This is a genomic window from Prevotella sp. Rep29 (genome assembly GCF_019551475.1).
Classification (GTDB): Bacteria; Bacteroidota; Bacteroidia; order Bacteroidales; family Bacteroidaceae; genus Prevotella.
Window position 1 is genome coordinate 180,859 of the sequence record NZ_CP047159.1, and the last position, 25,711, is coordinate 206,569.

16 protein-coding genes and 1 pseudogene are annotated in these 25,711 nt (G+C 46.6%); 4 read left to right on the plus strand and 13 right to left on the minus strand.

The window, feature by feature from the left end; all coding sequences use genetic code 11:
* Position 1 precedes the first annotated feature (1 nt).
* From GRF55_RS00800 to GRF55_RS00830, 7 genes and pseudogenes are all read right to left on the minus strand, one after another.
* Positions 2 to 3,214 (minus strand): DEAD/DEAH box helicase family protein, encoded by a 3,213-nt coding sequence (locus GRF55_RS00800; RefSeq protein ID WP_220368688.1) that lies wholly within the window; start codon positions 3,212 to 3,214, stop codon positions 2 to 4.
* Between the two features lie 9 nt (positions 3,215 to 3,223).
* Positions 3,224 to 3,871, minus strand: coding sequence for a hypothetical protein (locus GRF55_RS00805; protein ID WP_220368689.1), 648 nt, complete (start codon positions 3,869 to 3,871; stop codon positions 3,224 to 3,226).
* Positions 3,864 to 5,021, minus strand: a complete 1,158-nt coding sequence (locus GRF55_RS00810; RefSeq protein WP_220368690.1) for an AAA family ATPase — start codon at positions 5,019 to 5,021, stop codon at positions 3,864 to 3,866. The genes GRF55_RS00805 and GRF55_RS00810 overlap by 8 nt, the downstream gene beginning before the upstream one ends.
* 12 nt (positions 5,022 to 5,033) lie before the next feature.
* On the minus strand, positions 5,034 to 8,120 hold the full coding sequence (locus tag GRF55_RS00815; protein ID WP_220368691.1) for a DNA methyltransferase: 3,087 nt from the start codon (positions 8,118 to 8,120) through the stop codon (positions 5,034 to 5,036).
* A 14-nt stretch (positions 8,121 to 8,134) separates the two neighbouring features.
* Complete coding sequence (locus GRF55_RS00820) at positions 8,135 to 10,978, minus strand: SNF2-related protein (protein WP_220368692.1); 2,844 nt, start codon at positions 10,976 to 10,978, stop codon at positions 8,135 to 8,137.
* A 381-nt stretch (positions 10,979 to 11,359) separates the two neighbouring features.
* Positions 11,360 to 11,905 (minus strand): annotated as a pseudogene (locus tag GRF55_RS00825) (site-specific integrase); the annotation flags it as partial.
* A gap of 61 nt (positions 11,906 to 11,966) precedes the next feature.
* Entirely contained in the window at positions 11,967 to 12,191 is a 225-nt protein-coding gene (locus tag GRF55_RS00830) for a hypothetical protein (RefSeq protein ID WP_220369718.1), read from the minus strand.
* Positions 12,192 to 12,513: 322 nt separating this feature from the next.
* Here GRF55_RS00830 and metG point away from each other — a divergent pair, with 322 nt between their 5' ends.
* The gene (metG, locus tag GRF55_RS00835) at positions 12,514 to 14,577 is read left to right on the plus strand and encodes a methionine--tRNA ligase (RefSeq protein WP_220368693.1); all 2,064 of its coding nucleotides are present in this window, start codon (positions 12,514 to 12,516) and stop codon (positions 14,575 to 14,577) included.
* A gap of 111 nt (positions 14,578 to 14,688) precedes the next feature.
* Here metG and GRF55_RS00840 read toward each other — a convergent pair whose 3' ends face one another.
* The 6 genes from GRF55_RS00840 to GRF55_RS00865 all read right to left on the minus strand — a co-directional run bounded on the left by GRF55_RS00840 (position 14,689) and on the right by GRF55_RS00865 (position 21,475).
* Positions 14,689 to 15,918, minus strand: a complete 1,230-nt coding sequence (locus GRF55_RS00840) for a carboxypeptidase-like regulatory domain-containing protein (protein ID WP_220368694.1) — start codon at positions 15,916 to 15,918, stop codon at positions 14,689 to 14,691.
* A gap of 161 nt (positions 15,919 to 16,079) precedes the next feature.
* The gene (locus GRF55_RS00845) at positions 16,080 to 16,364 is read right to left on the minus strand and encodes a transcriptional regulator (RefSeq protein WP_220369571.1); all 285 of its coding nucleotides are present in this window, start codon (positions 16,362 to 16,364) and stop codon (positions 16,080 to 16,082) included.
* A 15-nt stretch (positions 16,365 to 16,379) separates the two neighbouring features.
* A complete protein-coding gene (locus GRF55_RS00850) occupies positions 16,380 to 17,006 on the minus strand; it encodes a hypothetical protein (protein ID WP_220368695.1) in 627 nt (208 codons plus the stop codon).
* Positions 17,007 to 17,010: 4 nt separating this feature from the next.
* The gene (locus GRF55_RS00855; protein ID WP_220368696.1) at positions 17,011 to 17,151 is read right to left on the minus strand and encodes a hypothetical protein; all 141 of its coding nucleotides are present in this window, start codon (positions 17,149 to 17,151) and stop codon (positions 17,011 to 17,013) included.
* 502 nt (positions 17,152 to 17,653) lie between these two features.
* Positions 17,654 to 20,152: a TonB-dependent receptor domain-containing protein gene (locus GRF55_RS00860; RefSeq protein ID WP_370626732.1), complete on the minus strand. Its 2,499-nt coding sequence runs from the start codon at positions 20,150 to 20,152 to the stop codon at positions 17,654 to 17,656.
* A 93-nt stretch (positions 20,153 to 20,245) separates the two neighbouring features.
* Positions 20,246 to 21,475 carry a pitrilysin family protein gene (locus tag GRF55_RS00865; protein ID WP_220368697.1) on the minus strand — a complete coding sequence of 410 codons (1,230 nt, stop codon included), beginning with the start codon at positions 21,473 to 21,475 and terminating at the stop codon, positions 20,246 to 20,248.
* Between the two features lie 371 nt (positions 21,476 to 21,846).
* On the opposite strand from GRF55_RS00865, the gene GRF55_RS00870 reads away from it, so the two are divergent.
* The 3 genes from GRF55_RS00870 to GRF55_RS00880 all read left to right on the plus strand — a co-directional run bounded on the left by GRF55_RS00870 (position 21,847) and on the right by GRF55_RS00880 (position 25,685).
* Positions 21,847 to 23,076 carry a nucleoside recognition domain-containing protein gene (locus GRF55_RS00870; protein WP_220368698.1) on the plus strand — a complete coding sequence of 410 codons (1,230 nt, stop codon included), beginning with the start codon at positions 21,847 to 21,849 and terminating at the stop codon, positions 23,074 to 23,076.
* Positions 23,077 to 23,097: 21 nt separating this feature from the next.
* Complete coding sequence (locus tag GRF55_RS00875) at positions 23,098 to 24,549, plus strand: oligosaccharide flippase family protein (RefSeq protein WP_220368699.1); 1,452 nt, start codon at positions 23,098 to 23,100, stop codon at positions 24,547 to 24,549.
* 143 nt (positions 24,550 to 24,692) lie between these two features.
* Positions 24,693 to 25,685 (plus strand): hypothetical protein, encoded by a 993-nt coding sequence (locus GRF55_RS00880; RefSeq protein ID WP_220368700.1) that lies wholly within the window; start codon positions 24,693 to 24,695, stop codon positions 25,683 to 25,685.
* Positions 25,686 to 25,711 lie beyond the last annotated feature (26 nt).

The window sequence follows — 25,711 nt, forward strand, 5'->3', positions numbered from 1 at the left end:
TTCATCTATTCACTATTCTCTTGAAAAGAGTTTCGATATATTTGTCGTCCTCATCAAACAGCACGTGGTTTTCGGCAAATTCAGGGCGTGTTCCCCAGAAATTCACGTCTTGATATGCTGTGTTTGAGAGAATATAACTATCGAGAGTGATGTCTGCATCATGAAGCGTAGGTTCTACTTCTTCCTTCAACGTTTTGTAAAGCTGAATTTTGGGGTCTTGCAATCCTTTTAAGTTACGAATACCTTTTGGATCGATGAATGTGACATGCTGATGCGCCCCATCGTTCACCCATAGGATGAAGTCAGGATAGAAGCCGCTTGATTCAAAGAAGCCAATACCTTTACGGCTCTCGTTCCTGAGAAGGTATATGTCCTTACCCGCAAGCATCCCATTCCTGTTTTCATCAAAGAATTTTCTTACATCTGACACGAATCGCTTTTCTCCTGGGTTAAGAGCCACAGGAGAAATCTTTATCAAAGGTTCGTTGGTATCTTTATCCACCAGCAGCTTTTTACCATTAGCATCTCTATCTTGCAGGCAAAGCAACGGATAGAAAAGATGTTGGTCGAAACGAAGTGATGTAATCCAAGTTCCATAGATACTGAAGTCGCGTTCCAAGTTGCCTGATAATATCTGTTCACGAAGCTCGTGCAGTTTGTCTATCCATTCTTGCTTGTCATTGCGGACTTCAACGGTATATTCTTCAAAGAAGTTTGGATCGTTGGGCGACAAATAGACCGTCTCCATATACTTTGACTCCCATTTTCCTTTGCTCATTTTGTATGCACGGTCAATATATGCTCGTAGCAATGCAATGGTAATCTCCTCCCATCGAGACACATCCCTTCCAAAGTCTTTTGGCGTGAGGTCGTCTTCTTGAATGAACAGTTCATACCAGTCTGAAGACTGCATTAAGCGTTGCAATGTTTCCATGCTCAGTTCCATGTTCCACCAGCTACGTTCATTTTTCATCTGCTCAATGGCAAAGAATATCTTATTCCAATTGAGCAGCGCAAGATGATTTGAGCGCAGCTTGCCTTTAGGCATTACAGCACCTTCCTCTACACCAGCCTTTTTACTCCACAAAGCATCGACCTTTGGTAACCAGTCCACCTTGACACGCACTTTATCCATGCAATCCTCAGGATGCACCACGATCGTTTTCTTGAAGTCGTAACCTTCTTTCAGGCGAACCACTTTCAGTTTTGTCTCACCAAGCAAGTTGACGGTTGGAATCTTCACTTCCATATAGGATTCTTCATTGCTAGGTAATCCTTCATCTTCCAGATATTTCCTGAAGGTGTCCATATAGTCAGCCCTTACACCAAAGATATTCAGGGTTTCTATCTCTCGTAATCCTTTGGGTAGATTGCCTGGATTATAGCTGCTGTCGAGTGCTGTACTTCGTTTCAAGGAATACTTATAGCCTTTCAAGCGCACACCACGGCCAAAGAGCTGAATGATTTCCGAACCCTCACTTCGTCCTACGTTCATCAGTCCCATAGCGCTGACACGCCAGCTGCTCCATCCTTCACTGAATTTCTTGGAACCTATAAGGATGTTGATGGTAGAGTCTTCATCATTAATGTGAGAGAACAAAGAATTATTGCCAAACTCACGTGTCTCACAGTCCAAATCGTTCGACTCACACAGTTTGATAAGCGTATCGCTGTCACCCACATTGATAACTCCGAAATAAGGAGCATTCCCTACACGCAAACCTATTTCACCGTCACCACCTTTCTGCTTATCTATATGCAGATGAGCATTGGGCACATTGCTATGGAACAGCCTTTCTATTATCTTTTGATATGTTTGGACTGCGAAAGCATCTTCCTCACCAAGTTTCAGTCCTTGTTTTGTCAATAAGAAATTATTGGCAAACAACGAATAGCCACGTGGATTCTTGATACCATCATTAGGATTGAGCAGACGCTTGATATAGCCGCTAAACTCCGAAGGTTTATTGATGAAGTCTTGTAGGAAAAGGAGTATCTTTACCACATCACTCACCTTGCGCCCGCCTTCAGTACGCACGGCATTCACTGAGCTACCCACAAAGATGCCCAACGGACGAGCAATGAGGAACTTGTTTTTAATGTTCGTATCGCCATCGAAAGCCAGCGTCTGTTCATAGAGACAAAGCAGATAGGCTGTCAGGTACATATTCAGCAGTTCCTCGTTCTCCACCGTTGCCATATTCATGATACGGTAGTCTTTACCATAACCATCATTGTAGAAATAGCGGTAACTATAGTCAAAGAGTGTGGCTTTACCATATTCTTCCAACAATGCCGTGCGATTGGCTCCCGTTTGTGCGGCAATAGCCTGTCCGAAGGTTGCCGAGTATTCAAACGAGAACCCCTCCTGAGTCAGTTTATTTCTATAGCCTTTCCACACTTCGCCGCCGCTACCTTTATGTCCTTCGTCAACAAGTACAAGGTTATTGCCCTCGAAGCTGTCCACTGCTACCGTCTTGTCACCATCCTGCTCTGCCAGTTTGTTGATGTCTATTACATCAATAGTCCGACCTTCAAAGAAGCCACCACGACTTTGTTTGGAGAATAACTGAGCATCAAAATTCGACGCTTTCAGTTCGTCAAGATGCTGACGTGAAAGCCCCTCGTTGGGTGTCAAAATCATGATGCGATTCAGTTTCTTGGCATTATGTTTCTCAGCATAATGCAAATACTGTTTGATGTTGACGTGCATCATCAGCGTTTTACCCGAACCCGTTGCAGCCCAAAACGCTACTTTGTTCAAGTCATCTTCAGTAAACATTGGCATGTCGTGCCATGTTTCCGTTCGCTGGTTGAAGTCATGCACCAGGAACGTATTGATGTCATCGAGCAGACGCTGTTTGTCTGAGAAAAAGCGGTCGAGATAAATTTCAGTGAAGAGCAGAGCCAAATACTGGTAATACTTCCACGTTATCTTTTCTTCTCGCCGTTCGTTGATCTCCTTTGTATGTTTCACTATGTTGCGGTCATACTCATAGAGCTTTTCCTCCTTGATTTCATAGTCATACATGTGCATCTTCAGCGCATAGAAAATGCGCGATGTACCTTCGTCATCCACACCTTCCAGCGCAGGGTCCTTCAAGTCTTGGCTCAATGCCTCCAAGTCCTTGCACCCCAACAGGTGCAGAATGTATTTATGCAGCACTAAAGCCTCTTGCAGGCGTGGTGGCCGTGTTGTTTTTTTCTTAGCCATAATCAAATATTACCAAACGTATGTTTCAGGATAGTTTACAATGACGAAATTGACATTTTCGCCTTCAACAACTTCTGAAGAAATGACATATTTGGGCATGCTGATTGGATTTTTCAAGAATACCTGCATATTTCCTTTGACATTGCCTCGCTCAGGAGCATATACTTCATTGGGATCGACTGCAGGATCTCTCCTTCCGAAAATGAGGACTTTCTCGTTGAACTGATCAATAAAAGTCTTTCCACAGGGTTTCCGTAAGAATCTTGCCATAGAATCACATACCTGCTGGTGTGACTTTATTCGTTTCTTCTCAACATGCTTTTCAGAATAACAGCCTAAATCGCAGAAAATGACTTTATGATTATCTGCATCAAACATCAGCAAATCACACCGGCCGCCATTCGCATAGTTTTTTCCATTGAACTGATTTATGTAATCCTCATATTCAACTATAGTAATGGTGTTGTCAGCAGCGTCAACCTTCATCGTATTTTCATTACACCCGTTCCTCTCTGGGAAATTTTGTTTGCAATTACGACAAGCCACTTGATCGCCAAGTTCAAATGTTCCTTTTTTATCACTGTAGTTCAAAGTAACATTAGGACGAGTCAAGCCATAGGCATGTGGCAGGTCATCTTTCAATAGTGTTTCAATCATTTGTCAACTCTGTATATTCGTTGAAAATTGCACTCATCATCTCTGTCAAATCAAGCGTATCCACGATGTCACGACCTTTGTCATCCTTCATCAGGAGATTCATAGTTTTCCCATCGTGTATGCCATAAACAGCCAGATTCTCGTTTGTCAACTTTGCCTTACCTTCTTTAGTCTGATTGAGCACTATGTTCAGATAGTTCAAGATATAAGGGCTATGAGTAGCCAGCATTATATTCAGTGTGCGGTCATTTTCTGCATGTAATGCCGTATAATATATATTCTCTACCAACTTGCACTGAGCATCTGGGAAGAGGCTCAACTCTGGCTCCTCAATGTGTATATCCACAACCTTTAATAATGTCTGAGGTTCAATCACAGCATTGAATTTATCCAGATTTTCAGCTTCAAACAAAAAGTTCATCACCGAGCGTTTAAAAGCATCTTTGAATGAAAAATCCTTGGCAAAGTAATCTACAATCAAAGCAAGTGGAGCAGACGTTTGAATACCTGACGATGCCTCGGTCAGTTCTATAGGAGCATGATGACCGTCTGTTGGTACTATCTGATAGCGCGTAGGCTTTCCCTTGGGGTGGGTAATGAGCATCTTCATGCCCACAAAGTCCATTTCAAGTTTCTTCTCGCCTTCAGATGCACATCCGAAGTCATCGTTTGTTTCATGAAAATAGAAGCCAAGCGTTGCACCTTTATTCTTCCATGATGTCTGTGCCCATGTTGGAATGATATTGCGGTTCTCCGAAACATACGAGTTCTTGCATAACATCAGGTGTTGTTGTTCTATAACTTCCGTTTTCTTCAGATTTCCGTTTTCTATACGCACTTCATAGCTTATATCATCGTCCATTTGCACACGATAAATAATCAAGCTATCCTTTGTGAACATCTTAGTCATTCCCTGACGTTTGAGCATCGAATCAAGACGGAGTCTGAATGGAGATTTTGTTATGTTCGAATGGTACAGGTACGATCGGATATTGGCCATCTTATATATATAGCGCATCATAGCCACAACCTTCATCAACGTACTCTTACCACTGGCAGACTCACCTATCAACACAGTGAAAGGTTTTATTTCGAGGTTCTCAATATTCTTGAGTGGACCAAATTCTTTAATTGTGATGTACTCTTTCATAATGCTAAAACTTTATTCATTTTCAAACATACGTTTTGCGAACTCTTCTTCCGTCAACACTACTTTCCAGTTTTCCTCGTCTCTGCGCAGGTTAGGCAAAGTGTTGTCGCCGTTTACATAGATTACTTTATATTCAGAATCTCGTGTATTGAATTTCCTGCGTCTAAAGAAATCACATAGAGCCTCGTTGTTGATCTTCTCGCAGTTACGCCAGATGACGAGCGTTTCCAGTCCTCCACGATGCGTCTTTCCTTGAATAACACAGATGTTGTCATTCTCAAACCAGTCTTCCGTTTCCACGTTCAAACCTATCAGATAGTTAAAGGTCTCTACCATATCCACCTTCGTCTCTACCAACTCATTGTCTTTGGTGGTTTTCAGTGACATATTGAACGGATTGACGAACATCTTCAGGTTCAGCAGCGAGTCGCGAGTCTCGGTGTCGAGCATATAGCTGAGCATATAACTCTCATGAAATTCATCATCGCGCCAATCCGTCTGCTGTTTCTTGATATCAAGGTTGTTCAGCGTATCTTCGTATTGCTCCAAACGGATGTACTTGAAACATTGTGAGATACCATTGCGGGATATTGGTTTCTCGTCTTTCCAACTATCAGAATAAACAGTCCTTTCCATTCGAGGCTTGGTTACATTGTCAAAAATTTCTCCTACCTGAGAAAGAAGATATTTTCTATTACCCTGGTCTTTGTTCATTTCAATTACAGCATGACCAGTAGAACCAGAACCTGCGAAGAAATCAATAATCAAGGCATTTCTGTCTTTGCCTATATTTTGTAATGAGAGAATATGTTGAATAAACGATATAGGCTTTTTACCGTTTCTAAAAGAAACACCACCTTCATCAGTTGCATCATTAAATGCTTTCTCAAAATCAATATAGTTTGGATAAGGGATTTCTATAGTATCTTTTCTATTTATTGGTGCACCTTGATAATAATCTCCGTTTTTTCTTCCACTCTCAACAGATGGTGTCCAAAAATATCTGAAGCCCAATTTGTCATCACCCATATTGGGGACTTTGAAGATATGACCTGGATGTGAAGCTGCTAAATTTTCAAGATAGGCAACATAAAAGCGTCCACTAGAGTTTCCTTCTCGTATAGAACCTCTAACACTTATAGGTTTTGTATAATCAAAACTCGATTCTTGATGTTTTATTATTTTATAATGTTCTGGTGCATATACTTCTACTTCCTTATTGCCTAACGACAAAACTTCATCAGGGCCTCCCTCTGTTTCTATCGTATATAGATAGTCAGCATCAGAACTGTTATCTTTTTGTCGTTTTAATGGCTTAAATGAGTCGCTTAAAGCATAGAGAAGAAGAGATTCATAAACCTCATGAAAGTCTTTATCCCCTTTTAGAATTCTATCTTCATGCCTAACTTTAACGCTGAAAGTCGTTAAATATTTCGAAAACATACTATCCAGTAAACATTTAGAATTGAATAGTTCGTTTTCATTAATACTTATAGAGATACTACTGTCAGGAGTCATGAGTTTTTTCGCTATTAACAATCTGTTTTCCATCATTGTCAACCACGAAGAATCTTTATATTGGTCTTTATATACAAAACCATCAGAACCTGTATTATATGGTGGATCAATATAAATTGCATTCACACTCTTAATGTATTTCTCACTTATTAGATTTAAAGCATGATAATTATCAGACTTTACAAGCAAGCCATTGGTCTGCTCATCAATATTCTCCATGCTCTTTACCAATTGATGCTTAAACTTGGCATCGAAGAAAGCGGTGTCAAGAACAAGGAAAGGGTTCTGCTTTAAGAACTCAACGGTAAGTGGTTCGCTGTATGCTTCTGTCATCATGTCGCCCTTAATATAGTCAATAGCAAACAGGCGCACCCATTCCTTACGCTGGGCTTCGTTGGCAATAATCTCCGGGTAGAGTTTCTCTGGCACACGGTCGAGCGTGATGCAATAGTCGCTTTGAACCACAAACTTCTTTTTCAGCCATAGCTTACGTTGGAAGTTTTCAAGTTGAGCCAACATTCGGATAATCTTCTCACCTACTTGTTTAATAGCGCGAACAATAGTCAGCTGGCTGTTGATGAACTGGGCATCAAGGTCATCGATATGCAGCACCTCGTTCTTGATATAGAAGTCCAATTCACGACGAAGGAAGCCGCCAAGGTCCTTATGAATAAAGTAATCGAATGAGTTCTTGGCTGTGTAGTCTGTCAGATGCTTCTCCAACAAGGTGCGGTTGGGATTATCCTTTGTAGGAGCTTTAGCGGTAAGCACTTCTTCGAAGTCGGTAGGTACAAGGGGGGTGATAGTCTCTAAGGCTGCTGCCAGTAAATCCTTTTGCTTTGTAGCCTTAGGCATCAACTCGTAGGTGAAGTAAATGTCTAACTCAGCCTCACCCCCAACCCCTCTCCGAATGGCGAGGGGAGTGGTTAGCTCGTCCTCTACCGTGGGTTGCCATAGGGCAAAGCGACGCTCCATGTTGTTCGCAGCACGATTGTTGTTTTGCTCTGTGCTTGCATCTTTTAGCACAAAGTGTACTTTCTTGCGTGATGTAGGTAGCACAAACGTATAATCGCGGAAATACTCTGAGGTTTTGATATAGTACTGGTCGCTGTTAGCCCAATGCAGTTTCACTTCCTCTCCGTTATAAGGTATGGCGTATGTATTATCCTTGTAGCGACGCTTAGACAGGAAATCGCCACCATCATAATAGCGTGAGAAGAATGTAACCAGATGGCTGAACACCTCTGCCTGCATGGACTCTGTATCGGCAGACTGTGCCAATTGTGCTTCCAATTTGTCGTATTCATCGCGCATAGGTGTACCTTTTGGCAATACCTCGACATTGCCACCCACTGAGGCAGCAATTTCCGCCATACGTTTCTTTGCCTTGTCAGCTTCGCCTCCATTGTTGCCTTCAAGCACTTGCTTAACCTGAGGGAGCAACTCTAAGTCAAGGAAACGTTGTATGTCGTTACGCTTCTGGTTCATGATGCGGTAGATACCGAAGTCCAGTTCGGCATGATCCATCATGAATATTTCTTCCAGTTTCTTCTTGAAACTCTCGTAATAATTCTGTGCCATATCTATGTATTCTTTTAATTCTCTTTTACTTTCCAGCGAATAACAAACAGGTTCTGCTGTTCCGTCTGTTTCACCATGCGTTGTTCCAATTCTGTAATCATCGATTTGCGTTGCTGGCTTACTTCCTCCTCTCTGTCGTCAAGTTCATTTCGCAGACGGCGTTTCTTACGTTTCAGCTCGTCCACTTTCTTTTCCAAAGCCAGCTTCTCTGCTACCGATTCAGCATTACGGGCGTCTCTTTCCGTTTGCAGTATCTGCTTCTTGATGGTAGATAGTTCAGCCTCAATTCCATCAATCACATCATGCTCCCACTGATAAATACGATTTTCCTCCACCTTGAAAAAAGAAAGATTGCGGGTATCCAGTTCCTTCAGTTTTGCCGCACTGTGCTGAAGCACATCCTTCTGTAATCGCAGACGTGTCTGCTCTTCCACTTGTTCACATGGAAGTTCCTTTCCGCCGTTGAGGAAAAGTTTCTCACAATCCTCCTGAGAAACTATCCGTCCATCATCAGTAATGGCATTGAAGAGCATATACTGTTCTTCTGCCAAGGCAGATACCGCCAAAGAAGAAAGAATGAGCACACCACTCTGCCCTTGAAGGTAATCGGGCAGGTCGGCGTTCATGGAAAGTGCTTTTTGGTCAAATTCCACCTCGGCATCTTCAAGAGATAATGACAATGCGGAATTGATGACATGCTGCGCTAACGGATGGCTCAATCGATAAGGTGTTGCATCATCCGTCTGCTGAAGCATCGCATATTTACCAGGTCGCTGACCTGCAACAGGAACACGAAGGACAAAGCTGTGATTGTTATCATTGAAAACAGCCTCTTTGCTGAGAATGTATTTGGTCAGTTCCCAGAAAATATGCTCATAACGATTGAGGAATCCTGTGGTGTTATCGCGTGTCATGCGAAGATGCTCCTGCACATTGATGTCGAAGTTCTCCAACACCTGTGAACGTACTTCCGTCATACGCTCATCTATCTGTTCCTGCATTTCGTTTTGCAGTTGCTCGAAAGCCTGGTTGATTTCCTCTTCACTACGACATTGCTGGTATATCTCCCAGATGTGAGACTCTATATCGATGGTGTCAGCCTGTCCTAATACTTCATCACTGGCTCCAAACACATCGTCGAAGAGTTTGAACTTAGTGGAGAGCAATTGGAACACACGAACATCAGCATAGTTGCGCATGTTAAGAAAATTGACCACTACAACATCATATTTCTGTCCATATCGGTGACAGCGACCAATACGCTGCTCTATGCGTTGCGGGTTCCACGGGAGGTCGTAGTTGATGACTAATGAGCAGAATTGCAGGTTCAGTCCTTCCGCAGCTGCTTCGGTAGCAATCATGATGTCTGCTTTGTGTTGGAACTCATCCACTGCAGCGGCCCTTCGGTCGGCAGCCTTGATGCCGCTCACCTTGTCAGGATGATCCTGACACCAGCGTTTATATATCTCGTTGGTCTGTGGTTCACTTGCCTTGCCGTTGAATAACACGACACGTTTGGCATAGCCATTAGCTTCAAGAAACTCGCGCAGAAAAGCCTGCGTCTTTGTAGATTCTGTGAAGATAAGTGCTTTCCTCTCTGCACCTTGTTCTTGAAGTTTGGTAAACGATTCTTCCAGAGCAACGAGCAATGCTTTCGATTTCGATTCTGATTTGATTGATTTCGCTTTTTCAATGAAGCCATCGATGGTTTTGATTTCCTCTTTCAAACGAGGAACATCTATCTCTTCACTATCAAACAGCTCGTCTTCATATTCAGTATCAGCAGCCTCGTCTTCGTAAGAGTCCCATTCGTCTTCATCAACAAGGTCTTCTATGTCAAGACGCTCCTGCTTCTGGTTTTCGAGCATCCGTTGGAGACGTTCTTTGATATGAGTAAGGGTATAGATGAGTGCGTAGGTAGAAGAAGCTAGAATCTTACGCACAATCATAGTCGTGAGCTTCTTCTGCGCAGCAGGAACACTGTATATGTCATTTCTACGCAGGAAATCACTTACAGCCTGATACAGTTGTTGCTCCTCATCAGTAGCATTAAACTTTTGTGTAAGTGGAAGACGATGAGTATAATTGATATACTCTTTCACATCGCGTCGCAAAGTACGAGTATATAACTTCTCGATACGCTGACGCAGTTCTTTCAGGTTTTCTCCTTTGCCATATTGTCTTCGGAAACTTTTTTCACTACCAAACAGACGGTCGTCAATGATACTGGTAAGACCATATAGCTCCATCAAGGAATTCTGGAAGGGTGTGGCAGTAAGCAATAGTTTCTTTACGCCTGTCAAAGCATCACGTACTTCAGCTGATGTTCGGGCGGAAGAACGATAGACATTACGCATCTTGTGGGCTTCGTCTATAACCGCCAAGTCAAAACCGTGAAGTAGGATGTCTTCCTTATGTTTTGCCACAAAGTTATAGCTACATATAATGGCACGCTTGGGACTAAGCGGATTCTTTCCTTCGCGTCGATAAGCATTAAAGTTCTTGGTATCAAGAATCTCGCTGGGGATTCCGAACTTATCGAGCAATTCTGCTTCCCATTGTTTGCGCAGAGAGGCTGGACAGACTATGAGAATCTTTTTTCTACCCGTTGCCCAATACTGACAAACGACTAGACCCGCTTCGATGGTTTTTCCCAAACCAACCTCATCGGCAAGAACCACGCCCTTGGAAAATGGCGATGCAAAAGCAAATAAAGCGGCATCAATCTGGTGGGGATTGATGTCAACAGTGCTACTCAGCAGCGATTGTGAGAGTGAGCCAATGTCACCATTTGCTGACTGTCCATTTAGGAGAGCTGCATAATACTTTGCATGAAAGCGAGTAATCGCATTTGCCATTATCACCTAAATAACTCCCGTCGTAGTGTCTCGATAGGCGACCAAGCCCTTTTTACACAGCGAGGGAGTTCTATTATTCTTTGTTTTGCCTTATGGCATTTTGTGGTCTTTATCGAGAATATCCGCAACCCAATTCAAGCACAAAATGGAGGCATGCTCCATTCGTCTCTTTCCAAGAGACGGATATTTGGGTACAAAGGTACTTATTTTCTTGCAAAATCCACCTTATTAAATAAGAAAACCGACTTTATACATGCAACTTTTTCACTTTGTTTAGCAAAAACAGGTAGAAATAACTTCTGAAACTGTGATATAAGGGGACTTTTTGTTTCTCTACGTCTCTTGGAAAGAGATTGAGAAATTTGCTAAACAAATTCTTGTTTACAATAATCCCAATATCATCTTGTTTGCTTTATCAACCACCGACGTTTCCAGTGAAGCGAGGTAGATTTGTGTCGTTGCCTCTGAGTCATGTCCCATTCCTTTGCTGATAACTGACAGAGGCACATTCTTCGCTTTGGCTGCATTTGCCCATGAATGACGAGCCACATACATGGTGAGCGGTCTTTGGTGTTTCAGCATTGTGGAAAGTTCCTTTAGGCGATAGTTGACAAGATGCAGTGCATTGTCATATTGCCTTCGCTCATTGCCTTGCTCTTTGATGATAGGGAGAAGAAAGTCTGTTTGATTTTCAGGGTATTTAGCAATGATTTCAGCCATGCACTTCTCCCACTTGATGGTCAGCTCCTGACCTGTCTTTCGTCTGTGATAGGTCAGGATTCCATTCTGAAGGTCTGTCTTTCTGAGGTATGCCATATCCACAAAGGACATTCCTCGGGTGTAGAAGCTGAACATGAACATATCACGGGCGAAGTCCAATGACGGTTTCATGGATAAATCCAATTCCTTCAAGGCTTTGATGTCCTTCTTTTTGTTACATAAACTGATGAGTTGTTCGTCATCCTTGTCACACCATGGTTTATATGCGTTAGGGTATTGCTTTCGTTTTTCGTTGAATGTATAGGTTTTCTTTTGCTTTTTCTTCTTCTTGCTGCAAAAACATGGAAACATGAAAGGATGGCAAATGGTACAAATAATCGACGATAGATTGAGCACCAGAGATGATTGAAACGATTTTCTTCAAGGGAATTATGTATAGTAGCTCTGGATTAGATGAATCACCGCCAACTCCTAAAATAATAGTTACCGGCATACGTCGGACTTCAGAGAAAGTCTGATACTTTTTGCAGTGTTTTTACACTTTTTTATCACAAACGCCCAAGTTAGGCGGCGTTTCGGAGTAAAAAATAAATGATTTATTTTGTTCTTCACTCAACTTGCACTAACTTTGGATAACTTACTCACGTTCGATAATAAAAAACAAAAACGTGTGTTTTATTTTGTATTATCCTCACTTAATCGCTTTGACTGTCGTCCAAGTTAGGCGGCGTCTCGGAATAAAAAATAAATGATTTATTTTGTTCTTCACTCAACTTGCACTAACTTTGCAGGCAGAAAATAAATGACAGAAGAATATGGAGCAGAAAAAGTATAAGCGGACGACAGTCACATCGGCATTGCCTTATGCCAATGGGGGTATTCATATCGGACATCTGGCGGGTGTTTATGTGCCTGCAGATATTTATGTGCGTTACCTGCGTTTGAAAAAAGAGGAGGTGATGTTCGTCGGTGGTTCTGACGAACATGGTGTGCCTATCACCATCCGTGCCCGAAAGGAAGGGGTCACGCCTCAGGATATCGTTGACCGCTATCATCAGCTTATTAAGGATTCGTTTGAGGAATTTGGCATTTCGTTTGATGTTTATAGTCGGACGACGAGTAAGACGCATCATGAGATGGCGTCGGCTTTCTTTCGCAAGCTTTATGACGAGGGGAAGTTGACGGAGGAAACGACGGAGCAGTATTATGACGAGGAGGCTCATCAGTTTCTGGCTGACCGTTATATCACGGGTGAATGTCCGCATTGTCATAACACGGGGGCTTATGGCGACCAGTGTGAGAAATGTGGTCGCGACCTCTCGCCAACGGAACTGATTAATCCGAAATCGACCATCAGCGGTTCGGTGCCTGTCATGAAGGGGACGAAGAACTGGTATCTGCCGCTCAATGAATATCAGGAGTGGCTGAAGGGGTGGATTCTCGACGGGCATAAAGAGTGGCGTTCGAATGTCTATGGGCAGTGTAAGTCGTGGCTTGATATGGATCTTCAGCCTCGGGCGATGACCCGCGATTTGAACTGGGGCATTCCCGTGCCGGTTGAAGGGGCTGAGGGAAAGGTGCTCTACGTGTGGTTTGACGCACCTATCGGCTATGTATCCAATACGAAAGAACTGTGTGAAAGCAATCCCGCGCGTTGGGGCGATTGGCAGAAATGGTGGCAGGATGAGGATACGCGGCTCGTTCACTTCATCGGTAAGGACAATATCGTGTTCCACTGCATTATCTTCCCCGTGATGATGAAGGCGCATGGTAGCTATATCATGCCCGACAATGTGCCTGCCAATGAGTTCCTCAATCTGGAGAACGACAAGATTTCCACCTCGCGCAACTGGGCAATCTGGCTGCACGAATATCTCCGCGACTTCCCGGGAAAGCAGGATGTGTTGCGCTATGTGCTCACTGCGAATGCGCCGGAGACGAAGGACAATAATTTTACGTGGCGCGATTTTCAGGATCGTAACAACAACGAACTAGTGGCGGTATATGGCAACTTTGTCAACCGTGCGCTGCAACTCACTAAGAAATATTGGGATGGCGTGGTGCCGGCATGTGGCGAACTGACCGATGTGGACCGCCATGCGATAGAGGAGTTTAAAGATGTCAAGGCGAAGGTGGAGAACCTTCTTGATGCGTTTAAGTTCCGCGATGCACAGTTTGAGGCGATGAACCTGGCGCGTATTGGTAATCGCTATATTACGGAATGTGAGCCGTGGAAAGTGTGGAAGACTGACCCGAAGCGTGTCGAGACGATTCTTTACATCTCGTTGCAGCTGGTTGCCAATCTGGCTATCGCTTTCGAGCCGTTCCTGCCGTTCTCTTCGAAAAAGCTGCGCGAACTGATCAATATGGCAGATTTTGACTGGAGCCAGCTCGGACAGACTGATTTGCTCCCCGCCGGACACCAGCTGGCAGAGCCCGCTTTGTTGTTTGAGAAGATTGAAGATGAAACCATTGAGGCGCAGCTCAAGCGCCTTGACGACATTCGCAAAGCCAATGGGGCAGCCAACTATCAGGCGGCACCCATCAAGGAAACCATCGCATTCGAGGACTTCGAGAAGCTGGATATCCGTGTCGGGCACGTCAAAGCATGCGAGAAGGTCAAGAAAGCCAACAAACTGTTGAGGTTCACACTCGATGACGGCAGTGGCACCGACCGCACCATCGTCAGCGGCATAGCCAAATATTACGAGCCGGAAGAGTTGGTAGGCAAAGACATCCTTTTCATAGCCAACCTTGCTCCCCGCCAGCTGATGGGCATTGAGAGCCAGGGCATGATTCTCTCTGCCGAAGACTGCGACGGAAGTCTCAGCGTTACCACTCTGCTGAAGGGTGTAAAACCCGGTTCGCAAGTGGGATAGACATTATTATTGCAATATAAAAGGGGCACCTCCAACTTTCGGAGGTGCCCCTTTATTTTGTTGTTTCGTTCCGTAAACATTATTCCCTAGTCGGTCTGAGGCTGCTTAGGGTTAGTTTCGTTGTCTTTTCACTCGCAGTTTGAGTCGTTCGATGGCTTTGTCGAGCGATTCTGTGGGTTCGATGATGTTGTCTGCTCCCCAGAAGTTGGGGTCGTTGAAGTATTCCACTTTGTCGTAGAGTTTGTCTCTCCGGCTGAACGAGTCGCGTCCCCGAATGGGTCGTATGGCTTCCTCCTGCCGGTCGGTGACGACAAATTCGCTGATGACGGTGAAGGGCGACGAGAAGAGTTTCCGCTTCCAGTCGCAGTTGAATCGCATCACGTTGCGGATGTAGCTCAGGTGGGTCTCGTCTTGCTCGGTGCGATAGTCGATGACGAAACTGAGTTCCCGTGGTCGGAAGCGGAGTGAGAGGGGTTTATGGACAAGCATGGAGGTGGTGGCACGTCCGGGATGGCTCATGTCCAACTCCATCTCCACACGGGTGAAGGCGAGTGTCTGCTGGTCGATGTAGAGCGTTGCGAAAAACAGGGCGTAGATGCGTTGTATGTGTGGTGTCATCTTGACGACATATTGCATTCTGTCGCCGAGCATGACGGGGTTGTCCAATTCGAAATGATAGTTGGGCATATCGTCTTCATAGAAGAGCATCTCGTTGTTTTTCAGCACGTCGGCAATGACGGGCATCGTGGGACCACCCATCAGTTTCACGCCCAGCGTGTCGGCGGGCTTCATGTTCAGCAGCCGTCTGCCTCGCGTGATGGCAACGGCATCCTGATTGGTGTTTTGCATGGTGTAGGGCGTCTTGTAAACATCAACCACTGCCTCGCTGATTGAGATGAACTGTCGCCGTTTCTGCACGGTTTCGCGGTAGAAACCTTTGTAGAGCAGGGGCACTGTGCTGTAGTTTCCAGGCACTTTCTGGAGCGCCTTTCTTACGATATCCTCCGCTGATAGCGGCGTGACTGTGATTTCGTTGAGGCGGATGCTGTTCGGCTGCAGGTTGATTTCTATCCGCTGCTGCTCGGTGTTGCTGAGCGCGATGCGTCTGGTCCTATATCCCAGCATGGATGCTTTGAGTTGGTCGGGGCGACGGTTCAGTTTGATGGTGAACAGTCCCTGTTCGTTGGTCACGGTTCCTGTACCGCCGATGGTCACACTGACGTGCGACAGCGCTTTCCCGTTCGTCTGGTCCTTCACAACGCCACTGACCACATACAGCTGTTGTGCCTGCATCACCGTGAAGGCGGCAGTCATGATGAGGAATATAACAAATCTTTTCATAGGCATCTCGGTTGGTTCATGTGATAAGGCAAAGATAGCACAAAAAAATGAAATTCCCAATTATTTGTCACTGTTTTTTACTTCGTTGGGGTGAGGATGATGAAAAAGCGGGGCAGACTTCCTGGAAAATCTGCCCCGCTTTCTTTTATGGCTGCCGATCGTTAAGGCTTGATGTAGCTTTTCAGCGCTTCAACGTATGCTTCGAAAGCCCGCAGCCCCTGTCGTGTGAGACGGCAGGTGGTACGCGGTTTCTTGCCGTTGAACGATTTCTCTACCTCAATATATCCTGCTTGCGACAGCTTGTCTAACTGCACGCTGAGGTTGCCGGCGGTTGCTCCTGTCTGTTCTTTGATATAGACGAAGTCTGCCTCCTCAACATTGATGAGCAGAGAGACGACTGCCAGTCGAAGCTCGCTGTGGAGTAGAGGGTCTAATGCTGGGAACAACATGCTGCGTCCTCCTTATTTTTGATTCTGAAAATGAACGATAAGACCAGGAATGACAAGTCCGATGAAAGCTACGCCAGCCATTATATACATCTGCTCGACCCAAGGATAATGCATGGCCAAAAAGTAGCCGCCAACACCTGCGATAATGCCGCAAATCAGGAAAACACGGCTTTTCAGCACGAAGCCTGTGATTGTGGAGCCAAAGCCGTAACACAAACAAATGACGCTCGTGATGTTGATATAGACCTGCTTGTCGGGAACAACCCATTCGGCAGGAATCCAGCCCACCCCAGCCATGAAAAGTGTCCAGCCAATCAGCGAAGCGATGATGCCAAACGTAGCCCATACATGCCCGATTGTCTTGCCGACAAAAGATGGAGGGGCATTCTCCTGTCGCTTTTCGATAATAAGGTTGCCAATCAGTCCGATTATCGCCATCAGGAACCACAGGGCATTCCATACGGGGCCGCCGTGATGTTTCCATAAGTAGGCAATCAACAAGGCAAAGATGGTGACAAGCAGTCCCCACCAAATCATCGGCAGTGCCGAATTTTTCTTTATCATGCGCTGACTCTGTTCTATTTGTTCCGCGATGATTTCCAGACTGCGCTCGGCAGTCAGTTTGTTATTGTTTTCCATGTCCTCAGTCGTTTAAGTTGATAAATTCCGTGATTACTCTCTCTTTGCCGTCGGGATAGGTGCTATGCGCACCAGACGGCTCTTTTGCCACGCACATGGTTGATAGCGCCACGGCGATAATGGGCAGTTGAATGATTGCTGTCATAAGCCATTTTTTTAGGTTCATTACTTTTTTACATTTTGTGGTGTGGTGTTCGAACACGGTGCAAAGATAAATAAGTTTATAATATAAACCAAATTATTTTGTAAATTTCTTCCTTTCAGGATGTATTTTTAACATTTTCGGTGTGAATCCTGTCGGTTTTCGTAGGGGCAGGGAGTGGGGTGGAGGAGTTTTTCTGAAATGAAAAAAGTGGACTTTCCGGGCGTTCCGGTCAGGTATGGTGATGCTTGTATAAACATACAGGAAAGGACGTATAAATATGTAGTAGAACTTTCGTTTTCCAAAAGTTCAACTTTTGGAAAGCACTATTTAATACGTTGAAAATCAATGGTTTGCAAATAGTGTCTCGGTCGTTCTGCAATTGCATGAATATACAATCGGGGCGAGACGCGGAGCAGACGGTTTTGACAAAAAAACGGGTCGATTGGTGTATCGACCCGTACGAAGGAGAATTACATATATATTATATAATGTGGATAGTCTTTTAGTCTTCTATGCCGCTTCCGTATCCGCTTCCTGCGGCAGGATCATCGTTTTGCATGTTGTTGTCCTGGCGTTGTCTCTTGCCTTTCATGTTACCGAAGTTCCAGGTGACTGTGAGGTTCACGTTGCGTCCGTTGCGCCAGAATTTCTGGTGGCGTTTGAATCCGTCACCTTCTGTCACGATTTCCCATTTCCGGGTGTTGAACACGTCACGACAGTTGAGGGCGATGGTGAGTGCTTTATTGAAGAAATTCTTGCGTGCACCGATTTCCACTCCCCAGTTAGGCTTTCTGTAGCCTTGTGTGATGACCTGTTTTGCGCGGTAGCTTCCTGTCACTTGGAATGTCATGTCGTATGGCAGGATGATGGATGCCATTGAGCGGATGTTCCATGTGAAGTTGTCGTTTCCTTCGCCCGTCACGGTCTGTCCGTCGATGTCATAACTGAATCCGTTCAGCTTGTAGTAGTAGGCATTGGCAGTGGTCGTGAGGTCGAGTATGCGGAAGAATTTGTTCTTGAGCACCATTTCCAGACCTGTGCTTTGGCTTTTTGCCACGTTTCGGTTGGTCTGGTACATCACGCCGTCCGTGGAACTTTGCCAGCGGATGCGCTGGATGACGTCGGTCGTCGGTCGGTAGTAGGCGCTGAGCAACAGGGAGTGAGCCGTCCACTGTTTCAGATAGTTGAGTGAGAACGAGTGGGAGTATTCGGGTGTCAGCTCCGGGTTTCCGAACTGTACCATCGATGCGTCCTGCGTGTTTTTGAACGAGTTGAGTTCGCCTCCCCACGGTCTGCGCAGTCGTCGGGTGTAGTTCAGTTGCAGCTGTTGTGTCTCCGTGAGTTGGTACGACATGAATATGCTTGGGAAGAGTTGGAAGTAGTCCTTCTTGAATGCCGGCTCGCGCAGGCTCGGGTCGTGTTCCTGTTCCCATGAATAGCTCTCGGTGTTCACACGCCAGTATTCTCCGCGCAGTCCGCCCATCAGTCCGAACTTACCGAAGTTGTAGGTCAGTGTCAGATAGAGTGCGTGCACGTCGAGGTCGTAGATGAAGCGGTTGAAATAAGCGCGGTCTTCCACGGCGTTCCTTCCCTCCCACGATGTTTGGTCGAGCCATGACTCCTGCGGCGTGTTCTCGTGCGAGAACCGTCCTTGATAGCCCGTCTGCAGCTTCAGTTTGTCGGTGATAGGGTTCTCATAGTCGAGTTTCATCTCCCACGCCCGGTTGCGTATGAACATGGGGCGGTACTGATAGCTGTAGGTTGTGGGTGTGATGTCGTCGAAGTAGTAGGTGGAGTCGCGGTAATAGTTCTCATTGTCGCTGACCCATCGGTTGAAGTTGACGACAAAGTCGAGGTAGTGGCGGTCGGTGAAGCTGTGGCGGTAGTTGAACTCCCCGTAGTACATGTGCATGTCGCCTTCTCCGCTGTTGTGTCGGTACATGACGTACGTGTCGTTTGGTGCTCCGATCGTGCCGTAGTGGTAAGGCATAATATTATTATTGTGGAACTTTCCGTGCATCATCATTCCGCTGAGCGTGAAGTCGTCCTTCTTCGTGGCGTGCCATGTGATGCCGGCGCGTGTGAAGAGGTTGTTTCCCTGGTTCTTCGACGTGCCGTCATAGTTCTGGTAGATGCCTGTCTTGAGATATTCCTGTCGGCTCATGCTGCCGCCTTTGCCGTTTCGGTGGCGGAATCCCAGGTTCAGATAGGCGTCGAAGAGCGAGCTGTTGTAGTTGATATTCCCGCTCAGGTTGGCACCTCCCCGCGTGTTGGCTCCTGCCTGTAAGGAACCATAATATCCCGCTTTCCGTTCTTTTTTCAGGATGATATTGATGATGCCGGCGCTTCCTTCTGCTGAGAATTTGGCAGAAGGGTTGTCGATGACCTCAATGCGCTCGATACTTTCAGCCGGCAGCTGCTGCAGAATCTGTGCACGGTTGTCGGCTGTCAGTCCGCTGGCTTTTCCGTTGATCCATACTTCCACGCTGGAGTTGCCGCGCAGAGAGACGTTTCCGTCGTTGTCCACCTCTACCGAGGGGATGTTTTCGAGCACTTCCGATGCCGAGCCTCCGGCGTTGGCAATGTCCTGTGTCACGTCGAACGATTTGCGGTCCACTTCCAGTTTCACCGTCGAGCGCTGTCCTGTGACAGTCACTTCGGTAATCAGTTTGGCATCTTCAGCGATGTAGAGTGCTGCATACGTGTGGACGCGCTTCTCCGGCGTGATGGCGAGGTTGCGCTTCAGCTCCTTATAGCCTACGTACGAAATGTTCAGCGTATATTCACCGTCGGGTATTCCAGTGAGGTTGAATGCACCGTTTTCATCGGTGATCCCTCCTTTTACCATTTTAGTGTCATTACGTTTAGTCACTACGATGTTGACGAACGGCATCGGTTCGTCAGTCGCCTTGTCCAATACTTTACCTTTAATGCTGCCTTGTGCCGCTGCAGTCAGCGTGCCGGCGCATATTGCCAATAGTAATAAAATCCTTTTCATCATGTTGCTTAGACAAAGTTTGTGGGGAGAGGTTTAATTATGTATGTTTTTTTTATTCAATCCGTAGGGGCGAGTCGGTGGGTCCGTCCGGTTTTTTTATTCAATGATGAGCGTGGTGAGGCTTTCTTCCCGGAATATTTCGCAAGCCACCTGCTGCAGTTGCAGTGCCGTAACCTCATCGATGCGCTGGCAGAGCGTCTGCATATCTTGTTCGGCAGCGTTGAAGAGCATGGCTTTTCCGAAGTCGAGCGCCATTTGTTCGTGCGACTCCGCTCCCAGAGCTATCTGTCCTTTGATTTGTTTCTTGGCAGCTTTGATTTGTGTGTCGGTGAGTTGTGTGTCACACATGTGCTGCAGTTCTTTGTGAATCAGTCTGAGACACTTCTGCACGTTTTGTTTTTCGGCGGCGAAGCAGACGCTCCACACCCCCGTGTCGAGGTAGTAGGCGTGGGTGCTTTCCACGTTATATACCAGTGCTTTCTTCTCGCGCAGCATGTTGTTGAACCGGGCGTTGCTTGCAGGACCTCCGAGAATGTTGTTCAGCAGATAGAGGGAAATCCTGTTGGGGTGGTTCAGGCTGTAGCTTCTGCTTCCCACCATGACGTGTGCAAGGTGAGTGTGGTGTTTGAGCGTGATGGTTTCAGCATGTGTGTCAGTAATTTGTGCGTGAGGGACTGTTACTGCCGGCAAGTTGTCGGCAGGCCGCTCAGGCGTGTATTTCTGCAGCAGGGCAACAAGCTTCTTGAAATCAATGTCGCCATAGGCGAAAAACACGGCGTTGTCCGTCCTGTAGTGTTTGTCGCGGAAACGGCTGAGCATCTGCGGCGTGTAAGTCTTCAGCTGTTGGGTCTTCCCGAGAATGCTGTGCCCGAGCGGATGTCCCTTGAAGAGAATGTTTTCGAACTCGTCGTAGATAAGTTCTGCCGGCGAGTCGTTGAACGTCTCTATCTCATCGCCTACCACGTCGATTTCCTTGCAGAGCTCGCTCTCCGGATAACTGGCATGAAACACAATGTCTGCCAGAATCTCTACCGCCTTGGCGGTGTATTGTTTCAGCAGAGCGGCATAATATACCGTATGTTCTTTGGTGGTAAAGGCGTTGAGCTCTGCGCCCAAAGCTTCGAGCGTATTGGTCAGATGCCAAGCTTTGCGGTGCTTGGTACCTTTGAATGCCATGTGTTCGCAAAGGTGTGCTATGCCGTACTCTTGTGGCTCCTCGTGCCTGCTCCCGGCAGCTATCTGGAATCCGCAATACAGAATCGGCGACTCTGCCGGTTGGTGTATGACCCTCAGTCCGTTGGGTAATGTCAGTGTGTTGTATCTCATGCTGTTTTTATTCTCTCCTTCAAAGGGAGCGCTTATTCTCTTTTTGAAAAAAGCGGTGCAAAAGTAAGCAAAGAAATCTGTTTGTCCAAATTTTCTCCATCAGATTTTCTTTACAGGCAAAAGGATAAGTTCCAGTAAAAATAAAAAAGGTTTTATTTTGTATTTTTCGCTGTCGCTCAACAACTCGTGTTCTCGCTAAATCGTAACTTTGAATAAGTTAGGCTGCGTCTCGGTAATAAAAAAGAATGTGATTCTTTTTGTATTTCACTCAACTTGCACTAACTTTGAATAAGTTCCTCACGCTCGACAATAAAAATAAAAATGGCTTTTATTTTGTATTGTTCTCGCTAAATCGTAACTTTGCAGGCGTTATGGTGTTGAATTATATTTGGATCGCATTTTTTGTCATTGCTTTCATCGTAGCATTGGTGAAACTGGTGTTTTTTGGCGATACGGAAGTGTTTCAGCTGATGATGGACTCCACGTTCAAGTCGTCGAAAGATGCGTTTGAGATTTCTTTGGGACTGACGGGTGTGCTGGCTCTCTGGCTGGGCATCATGAAGATTGGGGAACAAGGTGGCGTCGTGAACGTGTTTGCACGCATCTTGAGTCCTGTGTTCACAAAACTCTTTCCCGACATTCCGAAGGGACATCCCGCCACAGGCAGCATCTTCATGAATATCTCGGCGAATATGCTGGGACTGGACAACGCCGCTACGCCTATGGGCTTGAAGGCAATGGAACACCTGCAGTCGCTCAATCCGAAGAAAGATACTGCGTCGAACTCGATGATTATGTTCCTCGTGCTCAATACCAGCGGACTGACACTGATTCCGATTTCCATCCTCGTCTATCGGGCACAGCAAGGTGCAGCACAGCCAACCGACGTATTCATACCCATCCTGCTTGCCACTTTCTTCTCGACAATGGCAGGCGTCATTGTCACTTCGCTCTATCAGCGCATCAACCTCCTGAACCGTACGCTGCTCCTCACACTGGGCGGCATGTGCGCCGCCGTGGCAGCCATTATCTGGGGATTCAGTCAGTTGGACAGCAGCGCCATGAACACCGTCAGTGTGAACGTGGCAAACATCCTGCTGATGACCATCATCATTGCCTTTATTCTCGCCGGACTGCGCAAGAAAGTGAATGTCTATGAGGCTTTCATCGAAGGCGCGAAAGACGGTTTTACGACAGCCGTCCGCATTATTCCCTACCTCGTGGCAATACTCGTAGGCATCGGCGTCTTCCGCGCCTCGGGAGCAATGGATGTGCTCATGGACGGTATCCGCTGGGTGATAGGGTTGACGGGCATCGATACGAGTTTCGTGGAAGCACTGCCCACAGCCTTGATGAAACCCCTCTCGGGCAGCGGTTCGCGTGGCATGATGGTCGATGCCATGTCGGCTTACGGTGCTGACTCGTTTGTCGGCAGGCTGAGTTGCATCTTCCAGGGTTCTACGGATACGACGTTCTATATCCTTGCCGTCTATTTCGGCAGTGTGGGCGTACGCTATACACGTCATGCCGTCACATGCGGACTGCTGGCAGACTTAGCGGGTATTATCGCAGCGATATTCATTTGTTATTTCTTCTTCTAAATAAAGTCAAGAGAGTAGCGTATGGCAGAATTGAAGTCATTAGCCAAAGACACAGCGATATATGGCTTGTCGAGCATCGCAGGCAGGTTTCTGAACTATCTGCTCGTGCCGCTCTATACGCACTATATGCCGAAGGATTCGGGCGATTATGGCGTGAGCACCAACGTGTATGCCTACACCGCCTTGATACTGGTGATTCTCACGTTCGGTATGGAGACGACCCTTTTCCGTTTCGCCAACGACGAGCGTGAAAAGCCCGACACGGTTTTCTCCACCGCCTTTGCCACCGTCGCCATGCTGTCAGCCGTCTTCCTGCTGCTGCTGTTCGGCTTCATCACTCCCATCAGCAACTATCTGGGCTATGCCAATCACCACGAATACCTGCTCATGATGGGTGTCGTCGTGGCGCTCGATGCCCTGCAGGCGATACCATTCAGTTTCCTGCGCTATCAGAAGCGTCCCATCCGCTTCGCCGCGCTGAAACTGCTGTTCATCATTTTGAGTATCGGGCTGAACGTCGTCTATTTCGTTTTCTTAGGCAAGACAGATGTCTATTACGTCTTCTTCATCAACCTGCTCTGCACGGGCTTCATCACCCTGCTCTTCATTCCCGACCTGTTCAAGATAGAGTGGCGCTTCGACGTTTCCCTGCTGCGCCGCATGTTCCGTTATTCATGGCCCATCTTGGTGCTCGGCATTGCGGGCATCTTGAATCAAGTGGCAGACAAAATCATCTTCCCCCTCGTCTATCCCGACGAGGCTGATGCCAACGTACAGCTTGGTATCTATGGCAGTTGTGTGAAGATAGCGATGATTATGGCAATGATAACCCAGGCGTTCCGCTATGCTTACGAGCCCATCGTCTTCGCGAAGAGCAAGGACAGCGACAAGAATGAGTATTACGCCAAGGCGATGAAATATTTCCTCATCTTCACCTTGCTCGCCTTCCTGTGTGTCGTCGGCTGGATGCCTGTGCTCCAATACATCATCGGTGCCGACTATCGGGAAGGGTTGCGGGTCGTGCCCATCGTCATGGTGGCAGAAATCATGATGGGTATCTATTTCAATCTGTCGTTTTGGTATAAACTCATCGACAAGACCATCTACGGAGCTTGGTTCTCGCTGGCAGGCTGCATCGTGCTGTTTGCCGTGAACCTCCTTTTTATTCCGCGCTACGGTTACATGGCATGTGCATGGGGCGGCGTGGCAGGCTACGGCACCGCCATGACCCTTTCTTACATCGTCGGACAGCGCAAGAATCCCATCAACTATCCCTTGCGCGAAATGCTCCTCTATGTCGTGCTGACAGCGGTGCTCTTCGTTGGGGCAACATTCGTCAACGAACACCTCTCGCAGTGGGCAGCCTTGGCAGTCAATACCCTGCTCATCCTCCTCTTTGTCGCCGTACTGATAAAACGCGACTTCCCACTGAACAGCCTCCCTGTTGTCGGAAAATATTTTAGGAAAAGGTGAAATAATATCAATGTCAAGAATATGATAGTTTTAAAATAGTATTCTAAACTAACTCAAAAAATATGCTCAAACAACGATTCTTATTTTTATTATTTTTGTTAATTCCTCTATTTCTTTTCGGTCAATCTGTTTTGACCTATGATTTGAACATGTTTCGTGATGGTGATGAACTGAAGCGATTCCGCTTGCAGCATACTGCCCTTTCCCAGCGTGGAGAAGATATTACCTGGGATTTGTCGGGGAAAAGCGTGCAAGACGCAAAATACCGCCATCGCTATGCTGCCGTCCCCGACACTTCGCTCCTTTCCTGCGTGGATGGTGACACGCGCTACTATTATGACTGCCGTGACGATTCACTGCTCCTGCTGGGGTTTGAGAACAATCAGACCAGACTGTCTTATATCCTGCCTGTCGCCTATCTTCGTTTTCCGTTCCAGTATGGCGACAGCATCGGTGGCAGGTATGAAGCCTTCGGCACCTACTGCGACCGTGAGGCGCTCCATGTCCGCGGACGCTACAAGAGCGTTGCCGACGCCACGGGAACGCTGATCCTCCCCGACGGTGACACGCTGAAAAACGTTCTCCGCATCCGCACTTACTGTTCCGGAAAAGACATGGTTTCCCTTCGTGGTGACAGCGTGAGACGCACGGGTAGGAGCATACAAGTCATCCGTGAGGTGCTCCGTTGGTATGTCCCCGGCTACCGCTATCCCGTACTCGAATCAGTGATGACAGGTGAGGTAAAAGGTAAATACTACTGTTCCCTGTATCTCTGTCCGCCGGAAGAGCAGGAATCCCTGCCTTTGGACGAGCCGAACTGCCGTTTGCGTGAAACCTCCCATGATGGGAACGGAGCATCATCGAACAATATGCGGGAGGATAAAATCAGCTACCGCCTGCGTCAGAACCATGCCTCTCGCAGTGTGACGATAGAGTATGACTTGCAGGAGCATGCGCAGGTTGACTTCATCCTGTCGGATTCGCGTGGCATTGTCTATCGCCGTCTGTCCCGCACCGATGATGCCGGCAGCGGATATACTGCAGAAATCAGCTACAACGGTCTTCGACGCGGTCAGTATGTCTTGTATATCTGTACGGACGGAGTCCGCCACGGTGAAAAGTTTAACGTACAGTAAAGAAATAAAAGATGAAAAGAATGACA

What these genes read in the sequence shown, in the direction of transcription:
- GRF55_RS00800 (WP_220368688.1), bottom strand. Translation starts at nt 3,214, where the DNA reads ATGGCTAAGAAAAAAACAACACGGCCACCACGCCTGCAAGAGGCTTTA.
- GRF55_RS00805 (WP_220368689.1), bottom strand. Translation starts at nt 3,871, where the DNA reads ATGATTGAAACACTATTGAAAGATGACCTGCCACATGCCTATGGCTTG.
- GRF55_RS00810 (WP_220368690.1), bottom strand. Translation starts at nt 5,021, where the DNA reads ATGAAAGAGTACATCACAATTAAAGAATTTGGTCCACTCAAGAATATT.
- GRF55_RS00815 (WP_220368691.1), bottom strand. Translation starts at nt 8,120, where the DNA reads ATGGCACAGAATTATTACGAGAGTTTCAAGAAGAAACTGGAAGAAATA.
- GRF55_RS00820 (WP_220368692.1), bottom strand. Translation starts at nt 10,978, where the DNA reads ATGGCAAATGCGATTACTCGCTTTCATGCAAAGTATTATGCAGCTCTC.
- GRF55_RS00830 (WP_220369718.1), bottom strand. Translation starts at nt 12,191, where the DNA reads ATGCCGGTAACTATTATTTTAGGAGTTGGCGGTGATTCATCTAATCCA.
- metG (WP_220368693.1), top strand. Translation starts at nt 12,514, where the DNA reads ATGGAGCAGAAAAAGTATAAGCGGACGACAGTCACATCGGCATTGCCT.
- GRF55_RS00840 (WP_220368694.1), bottom strand. Translation starts at nt 15,918, where the DNA reads ATGAAAAGATTTGTTATATTCCTCATCATGACTGCCGCCTTCACGGTG.
- GRF55_RS00850 (WP_220368695.1), bottom strand. Translation starts at nt 17,006, where the DNA reads ATGGAAAACAATAACAAACTGACTGCCGAGCGCAGTCTGGAAATCATC.
- GRF55_RS00855 (WP_220368696.1), bottom strand. Translation starts at nt 17,151, where the DNA reads ATGACAGCAATCATTCAACTGCCCATTATCGCCGTGGCGCTATCAACC.
- GRF55_RS00860 (WP_370626732.1), bottom strand. Translation starts at nt 20,152, where the DNA reads ATGATGAAAAGGATTTTATTACTATTGGCAATATGCGCCGGCACGCTG.
- GRF55_RS00865 (WP_220368697.1), bottom strand. Translation starts at nt 21,475, where the DNA reads ATGAGATACAACACACTGACATTACCCAACGGACTGAGGGTCATACAC.
- GRF55_RS00870 (WP_220368698.1), top strand. Translation starts at nt 21,847, where the DNA reads ATGGTGTTGAATTATATTTGGATCGCATTTTTTGTCATTGCTTTCATC.
- GRF55_RS00875 (WP_220368699.1), top strand. Translation starts at nt 23,098, where the DNA reads ATGGCAGAATTGAAGTCATTAGCCAAAGACACAGCGATATATGGCTTG.